The organism is Sphingomonas sp. CCH9-E2, assembly GCF_001557215.1.
GTDB lineage: Bacteria > Pseudomonadota > Alphaproteobacteria > Sphingomonadales > Sphingomonadaceae > Sphingomonas.
On sequence record NZ_LSJM01000130.1, the window covers coordinates 22,320 to 30,168 of the forward strand.

9 protein-coding genes are annotated in these 7,849 nt (G+C 67.4%); all 9 read left to right on the forward strand.

Annotated elements, in window-relative coordinates; genetic code table 11:
• Window positions 1-320: 320 nt before the first annotated feature.
• Window positions 321-1,295: an alpha/beta hydrolase gene (locus tag AX681_RS07010; protein ID WP_443026339.1), complete on the forward strand. Its 975-nt coding sequence runs from the start codon at window positions 321-323 to the stop codon at window positions 1,293-1,295.
• Window positions 1,292-1,792: an RNA pyrophosphohydrolase gene (locus AX681_RS07015; protein WP_066662741.1), complete on the forward strand. Its 501-nt coding sequence runs from the start codon at window positions 1,292-1,294 to the stop codon at window positions 1,790-1,792. Before AX681_RS07010 ends, AX681_RS07015 begins: the two co-directional genes overlap by 4 nt.
• Before the next feature lie 50 nt (window positions 1,793-1,842).
• On the forward strand, window positions 1,843-2,781 hold the full coding sequence (locus AX681_RS07020) for a DUF481 domain-containing protein (protein ID WP_066662738.1): 939 nt from the start codon (window positions 1,843-1,845) through the stop codon (window positions 2,779-2,781).
• A gap of 21 nt (window positions 2,782-2,802) precedes the next feature.
• Window positions 2,803-3,534 carry an SEL1-like repeat protein gene (locus AX681_RS07025; RefSeq protein ID WP_066662735.1) on the forward strand — a complete coding sequence of 244 codons (732 nt, stop codon included), beginning with the start codon at window positions 2,803-2,805 and terminating at the stop codon, window positions 3,532-3,534.
• 80 nt (window positions 3,535-3,614) lie between these two features.
• Window positions 3,615-4,820, forward strand: coding sequence for a hydrolase (locus tag AX681_RS07030; protein WP_156442855.1), 1,206 nt, complete (start codon window positions 3,615-3,617; stop codon window positions 4,818-4,820).
• Window positions 4,817-5,827, forward strand: coding sequence for an arginine N-succinyltransferase (locus AX681_RS07035; protein WP_066662732.1), 1,011 nt, complete (start codon window positions 4,817-4,819; stop codon window positions 5,825-5,827). The genes AX681_RS07030 and AX681_RS07035 overlap by 4 nt, the downstream gene beginning before the upstream one ends.
• Window positions 5,814-7,073 carry an N-succinylarginine dihydrolase gene (locus AX681_RS07040; protein WP_066662719.1) on the forward strand — a complete coding sequence of 420 codons (1,260 nt, stop codon included), beginning with the start codon at window positions 5,814-5,816 and terminating at the stop codon, window positions 7,071-7,073. The genes AX681_RS07035 and AX681_RS07040 overlap by 14 nt, the downstream gene beginning before the upstream one ends.
• Before the next feature lie 75 nt (window positions 7,074-7,148).
• Complete coding sequence (locus AX681_RS07045) at window positions 7,149-7,364, forward strand: hypothetical protein (RefSeq protein ID WP_066662717.1); 216 nt, start codon at window positions 7,149-7,151, stop codon at window positions 7,362-7,364.
• A 51-nt stretch (window positions 7,365-7,415) separates the two neighbouring features.
• Window positions 7,416-7,849: hypothetical protein (locus AX681_RS07050; RefSeq protein ID WP_197424250.1), on the forward strand; the 434-nt coding region annotated here is incomplete at its 3' end.

The window sequence follows — 7,849 nt, forward strand, 5'->3', positions numbered from 1 at the left end:
GAGCCGCCCGGAATACAGGCGGCCACATAGTCATTCTTCGGTGGGAAGTCAGCGCCCGGTTCGGCGCGCTGAGAGGAATGTTTCGCGGCGGATACCCGGACCCGCGCGACCGGCCTGTCAGCGGCGGGTCGCGGTCCGGGTGGTGATAATGGGCCGTTTTCGAAACATAGTCGCGCCTCTAGCAGCACTATTGCGCGCAGGACAGCGAAATTCTTCTTTTCTTGCCTGAAAGGGGCGGTTGGGCGCCAAAGCGCGGGTTGCGCGGTGGACGGCGGCGCGTTGCCTCGCCTATGACCCGGCGCAGAAGAGGAGACCTGATCTTGGCCACGCCCTTTGTCCGTCCCGATACCCGCGCGTTCCTCGACATGCTCGCCGCGATGCCCGAAACGCCCTGGCCGCCCACGCCCGAAGCGTATCGCGCGCAATATTTGGCGATGAAGGATTTGGTCGACCTCCCGCAGGGCGAACTGGCGACAATCAAGGACCTGACCATCCCCGGCCCCGCCGGCGCGATCCCCGCCCGCCTATTCGATGTGCGCGAGACCCGCGAGCCGGGCCCGGTCGTGCTGTTCTTCCACGGCGGCGGCTTCGTCATCGGCAATATCGACAGCCATGCCAGCTTCACCGCCGAACTCAGCCGTGCGCTCGACATGCCGGTGGTGTCGGTCGATTATCGCCTCGCCCCCGAAAGCCCCTGGCCCGCCGCGTCGGACGATTGCGAAGCGGCGGCGCGCTGGGTCGCCACCAGCCCAGCCGAACTCGGCCGTTCCGTCACCAGCATCGCTTTGGCGGGCGACAGCGCGGGAGGACAGATCGCCGCCGTCGCCGCGATCGACCTGCGCGACGCGCCCGCTGCGGTCCCCGTGATTGGCCAGCTGCTGATCTACCCTGCCGCGGATGTCGGCGGCAGCTACCCGTCGGCCGACCATTTCGGCGACGGCTATCTGCTCACAACCCGGGTGATGGAGTGGTTCAATGAATGCTATGCCGCCGATGTCGCGCACCCGCGCGCCTCGCCGATGCGCCATGCCACGCTGGAAGGGCTGCCCCCGGCGCTGATCCTCACCGCCAGCCTCGACCCGATCCGCGATCAGGGCCGCGCCTATGCCGGCGCGCTGGCTGCAGCCGGCGTGCCGGTCGTCTTCCGGGAGGCGGTGGGCAATATCCATGGCTTCATCACCCTGCGCCGTGCGATCCCGTCGGGACAGGGCGATGTTGCGAGCATGCTCGTCGCATTCCGCGCGCTGCTGACCGAGGCTGAGGCGAATCGCGTGATGATGCAGGCCGCCGCATGATCGATCGCAATGCCCTGCCCTACCGCCCCTGCGCCGGAGTGATCCTGCTCAACGCGCACGGCCAGGTGTTCGTCGGCCAGAGGCTCGATTCGACGCTGGAGGCGTGGCAGATGCCGCAGGGCGGGATCGATCCGGGCGAAGACCCGCTCGAGGCAGCCTACCGCGAACTGTGGGAGGAAACCGGGGTCGAGCGCGACCATGTCGAACTGCTCGCCGCGCCAGAGGTCGAGCTGGAATATGACCTGCCCGACGACCTGCTGGGCAAGGTGTGGAAGGGCAAATGGCGCGGGCAGCGCCAGCGCTGGTTCCTGTTCCGCCTGACCGCCGGTGACGAGGCGATCGACATCGCCACTGCCGAACCCGAATTCCGCGCCTGGCGCTGGCTCGACCCGCGCGAACTTCCGCACGTGATCGTGCCGTTCAAACGCGACCTCTATCTCGATATCCTGCGCATCTTCGCCGAGCCGCTCGGCCTGGACAACGGGGAGGCCGGGTGATGCTGCATCGCACTCGATTTCGCAGCCGGAATCGGATAGTAACCGGTTACATGGCACCCCTCATTCTCGCCGCGCCCCTGCTTCTCGCCAATGCCGACGTGCCCGCAACGGTACCGCAGGAAGCAGCTCCGCCCCCGCCACCGGCCCAGTCGGTCGAGCGGTCGTCGGAGGTGAAAGCGATGCTCGACGCCGCGATGAAGGCGGGCGACGAGGCTGCGGTCAACGCGATCGTCAAATACGCCAAGGCCGCCGACAAGGAGCGCGCCGCCCAGTTCGAATCCGCCGCGAGTGCGTGGAAGCGCGAGCGCCGCGAGGCGGCCGAGCGCCGCCTGCGCGAGGCCAAGTTCCTCGATCTGGTGAAGGGCCGCGCCGAGCTCGGCGGCTATTTCACCACGGGCAATACCGAGACACTCGGCCTGACCGGCATCCTCGACCTCAAGCGCGAAGCGCTGCGCTGGCGGCATAAGCTGCGCGTGCAGGCCGATTATCAGGAGAGCCTCGGCCAGACGGTGCGCGAACGCTACCTCGCGGCGTATGAACCCAACTGGAAGATCGACGACCGCGCCTATGTCTATGGCGCCGCGCAGTTCGAAAGCGACCGCTTCCTCGGCTTTGACGAACGTTACTCGCTCTCGGCGGGGGCTGGCTATTCGGCGGTCAAGTCGCCTGCGCTGACCCTTGACCTCGAACTCGGCCCGGCATTTCGTTACACCGACTTCGTCACTGCCCCGACCGAGCGCCAACTCGCCGCGCGCGGCAAGCTCGACCTCGACTGGAAGCTGAGCCGCGGCGTAACCTTCAGCCAGGACGCATCGGCATTTGTCGAGCAGCAGAACAGCACGATCACCGGCAAGTCCGCACTGCGCGTCAAGCTGTTCGGCCCCTTCTCGACCCAGATGTCCTATGCGGTGAACTATGAAAGCGCGCCGCCGAACGGGCGCAAGAGCACCGACACGACGACCCGCGCATCATTGCTGGTGGATTTCTAACCGCGAGAGGGGGCGAGGCCGATGGCGCGTAGCGTCCTGTGCCGCCGGCTTCAAAGCTTCGCATGCACTGAATCCGACCAGCTTTACGCGACCGTCTGGTCCGCTGCGACCGACTGGGAGGCGCGCTTCACCGACGCGCACGGCTTTTGGCCGGATGAAACCGACGCGGACGTGGAACTGATCGACCGCGCGAGAGCCTTGCAGGGCACCGATCCGGTGGCAGCTCTCGCGCTGTACCGCGCAGCGGCGGATCAGGGCTCGCCAGAGGCGCTTGAGCTTGTCGCGTGGCATTATCAGACCGGAACGACCGTGCCAGCCGACCCCAATCAGGCTGCACAGTGGCTGCGTCGCGCAGTTGCTGCCGGCGCGTGGCGTGCGACAATCGCCTATGCCCGACAGCTCGACGCACTTGGGCACACCGACCTTGCCGATGAGGTACTTCAGGACGGGATCGACGCGGGCTTCGCGCCAGCGTTTTTCTGGCTCGGCCATTTGCGTGCACGCAGAGACCCGACAAACGCCACCCGACGCGCAGTCCGGCCGCTGATCGAATATGCTGCAGCACGCGGTCACCCCCTTGCCGAATGGACCATCGCGCGATGGATGGCGCGCGGCACTTTGGGCATCGGAAACATTGTCGCTGGTCTGCGGCGGCTGTTCGCTCTGGTCGAACAGCTAAAGGGCACACCTGACACCAGCCCGCTCTCCGCCCCGACCGCAGGCTCGGCGGAAGTTGCGCAACCATCCGGGTGAAGCGTGGTCGTCCTGTAACAGTAGATACTTTTCCAATGCCGGGGGTTCACCCCGCAGAGATCAGCCGATAGACCGTGGCCATGGGGCTGAACGCAATCGAAGCCGCCGCAGTCGAGGCGGCCCGTGCCGCGCCGATGCTGGCGCAGGTCGAGCGCTGGGTCGCGGTCAACAGCGGCACACGCAATCTGGACGGGCTGGCGACGATGGCGGGGCTGCTCGCCGACGCCTTTGCCGCGCTGCCCGGTGACCTCGCACTGGTCGAACCCGCGCCGGTCGAGATGGTCGATAGCAGCGGCGTGGTGCAATCGCTCGCCCATGGCCGCCACCTCCACCTGCGCGTGCGACCGCAAGCGCCAGTGCAGATGCTGTTCACCGGCCATATGGACACGGTGTTCCCCGCCGATCACCCGTTCCAGACCGCGACCTGGCTGCCCGATGGCATCCTCAACGCGCCCGGCGCGACCGACATGAAGGGCGGACTGTCGCTGATGCTTGCCGCCCTGTGCGCGGTCGAAACCACGCCCGCCGCCGCACGCTTCGGCTATGAGGTCGTGATCAATTCGGACGAGGAAACCGGCTCCTTCGCCTCTGCCGCGCTGATCGCCCAAGCCGCGAAGAATAAGGTCGCCGCACTCACCTACGAACCCGCACTGCCCGACGGCACGCTGGCGGGCGCGCGTGGCGGCACCGGGAACTTCTCCATCGTCGTTCGCGGGCGTAGCGCGCACGCCGGTCGCAACCCGCGCGACGGGCGCAACGCGGTCGTCGCTGCCGCCGATCTCGCGCTGCGCCTGTCGCAGCTGATGACCGACGATCTGTCGGTAAACCCGGCCCGGATCGAGGGCGGCGGCCCGAACAATGTCGTCCCCGACCTCGCCATCCTCCGCGTCAATTTCCGGCCCGCCTCACCCGACGCGATCCAGCGCGCCGGAGCCGCCGTCCACGCCCTCGCCGAGACCATTGCCGCCGAACACGACGTCTCGGTCCATGTCCATGGCGGCTTCAACCGCCCGCCCAAGCCGCTCGACCCCGGAGCCGAGCGCCTGTTCGGGCTGGTCAAACAGGCTGGCGCCGATCTCGACATCCCCGTCGCCTGGAAAGCGACCGGCGGGGTGTGCGATGGCAACAACATCGCTGCGTGCGGCGTCCCGGTCGTGGACACGATGGGCGCACGCGGCGGCGCCATTCATTCGCAGGAGGAATTTCTGATCCCCGACAGCCTGCCCGAACGTGCCGCCCTGTCGGCGCTGACCATCCTGCGCATCATCGAAAAGGGCCGCGTATGACCTTCATCATCCGCCCCGCCCGCGCCGACGATCTTCAGCATCTCTATGAGATGGCCAAGCTCACCGGCGGCGGCTTCACCAACCTCCCCCCCGAAAAGCCCGCGCTGAAGGCCAAGCTGGAGCGCAGCGCGGAGGCGTTCGCGCGCACCGACGACGCCAAGAAGGACGAGCTGTTCGTCCTCGTCCTCGAAAACACTGTGACCCAGGAAGTGCGCGGCACCTGTCAGATCTTCACCCAGGTCGGTCAGCGTTGGCCCTTCTATTCCTACCGCATCGGCACGGTGACCAAGCATAGCGAAGCGCTCAACCGCACCTTCCGCGCCGAGATCCTCAACCTCGTCAACGATCTGGAGGGATCGAGCGAGGTCGGCGGGCTGTTCCTTCACCCGGGCGAGCGCGCCGGGGGCCTCGGCATGCTCCTCGCGCGCAGCCGGTATCTGTTCATCGCGATGCACCGCGCGCGCTTTGCCGACCGCATCCTCGCCGAATTGCGCGGCGTGATCGACGAAGCGGGCGGATCGCCCTTCTGGGACGGCGTCGCCGGGCGCTTCTTCGGCATGAGCTTCCAGCAGGCGGACGAGTTCAACGCGATCCACGGCAACCAGTTCATCGCTGACCTGATGCCCCGCCACCCGGTCTATACCGCGATGCTGACCGACCATGCCCGCAGCGTCATCGGCGTCCCCCACCCGTCGGGTCGCGCGGCGATGCGGATGCTGGAGCATGAAGGCTTCGCGTTCGAAAATTACATCGACATTTTCGACGGCGGCCCGACCATGACCGCGCGCACCGACCAGGTGATGACCATCCGCGATTGCCGGACCCAGCCGGTGGCGGAGATCGCCCCGGGCGGCGACGCCAGCATCATCGCATGCGGCACGCTCGGCGACTTCCGCGCCTGTCACGGGCGGGTCGCAGGCGGCGACAACGGCGTGACGCTCGACCCAGCTGCCGCCTCTTTGCTCGACATCGCGCCGGGACAGGATATTTGCCATGCCCCGCGTTGAGATCAATTTCGACGGGATCATCGGCCCCAGTCACAATTATGCCGGCCTCAGCCACGGCAACCTCGCCGCCACGCGCAACCGGGGGGCGGTGTCGCAGCCGCGCGCGGCGGCGCTGCAAGGGATCGCCAAGATGCGCGCCAACCTCGCACTCGGGCTGACCCAGGGCATCCTGCTCCCCCATGCCCGGCCCGACCAGCGCTGGCTGAGCAGCCTCGCCACGACCTATGCCGATGCCGCGCCGCATCTTCAGGCCCAAGCGCTGTCGGCGTCGGCGATGTGGGCCGCCAACGCCGCCACCGTCTCGCCCGCGCCCGACACTGCGGACGGCCGCTGTCACCTCAGCGTCGCCAATCTGGTGACGATGCCGCATCGCAGCCATGAATGGCCAGAGACGCTCGCTCAGCTCCGCCTTGCCTTTGCGCACGATGCCTTCCGCGTCCACGGCCCCGTCCCCGCCCCGTTCGGCGACGAAGGAGCGGCCAATCACATGCGCCTCGCCGCAGAGCACGACGCGCCCGGCGTCGAGATCTTCGTCTATGGCATCAGCGGCGGCCCCTTCCCCGCGCGCCAGCATCGCGAGGCGAGCGAAGCGGTTGCCCGCCGTCACACCCTCGACCCCGCCCGCACGATGTTCGTGCAACAGTCCGAAGCGGCGATCGCCGCGGGTGCCTTCCACAATGACGTTGTCGCGGTCGCCAACGCCAACGTCCTGTTCGCGCACGAACTGGCCTTTGCCGACAAGCATGCCTTCTACGCCGATCTGCGCGGCATGATGCCCGGCGTCGAGATCGTCGAGGTGCCCGCAGCCGAAGTCAGCCTGTCCGACGCGATCAGCTCTTACCTGTTCAACGCCCAACTGGTGACGCTGCCCGGCGGCGAGACCGGGCTGATCCTCCCCACCGAAGCCCGCGATACGCCGAGCGTCTGGGGCTGGCTGGAGCGCCATGTCGCCGGCAACGGGCCGATCCGGCACCTCGAAGTGGTCGATGTCCGCCAGTCGATGGCCAATGGCGGCGGCCCGGCCTGCCTGCGCCTGCGCGTCGTTGCCGACCCAGTGACCGTCGATCCGCGCTTTCTGGTCGATCCGGCCAAGCTCGACCGCATCGCGGCGGTCATCGACGCGCACTGGCCCGAAACGATTGCGCAGGACGAGATCGGCGACCCGGCACTCATCGCGCGCATCGCTACCGCGCGCGCCGCACTGCTCGACCTGCTCGGGATCGACCCAGCGCACCTGTCGGGTTAATTGACAGGTAACCATAGCCGTTAATGCGAAACCGGCCAATTCCGTATTTGGCCCGGGTCTTGCGTAACGATTTCCATGCTGTCACGCATCAAACGCCTCTTCACGATCAAGACACGATTCGAGGCGTTTGCCGTGATTTACGGCCTTGGGGTCGGGGCGGTCGATCGCGGCATTCACTATCTGGAGCAATATCCCGGCTTTGGCGGATGGCTGCTGTTCGCGGTCTGCCCCATCGCGGTGTTCATGGCGGGCGCGCGGATCCTGGATTCGCTCGATGCCGGGATCGAATAGGCGAATTCAAGGACAGGTCTGTCGGGGGACGGACCGGGTGGGGAGATGAGAGTGCGGTTGTTTCGGGGCATGTTCACGGCGCTGGCCGCTCAGGCACTGCTGATCGTCGCGGTGGGCGGCGGCCTGCTGCTGTGGAATGTGTACACCACGAGCGAACGCGCGATGCGTAATCGCGATGCCGCGCAGCTGGACGGCTTCGCGGCTCTGGCCGCCGAAGCAGCCGCGGCGGGCAAGCCCTATGACCGCATCATCGCCGAGCTGGACCAGCGCGATCCGCATGTGCTTGGCGGGCGGGTGGCGATCATCGGGGCGGGCGACCGGCTGCTCGGGGGTCCCGCCGCCGGACCGGCCTTGCTTGAGCGGCCGATCGTCGTCGGTGGTCGCACCGCCGCCTATGCCCGCATCGTGCGCGCGCCGCAGCTCGCCGACCGCGACCGCATCTTGCTACGCGATCATTATATCGGCATCGGCGCGATCCTGGCGGG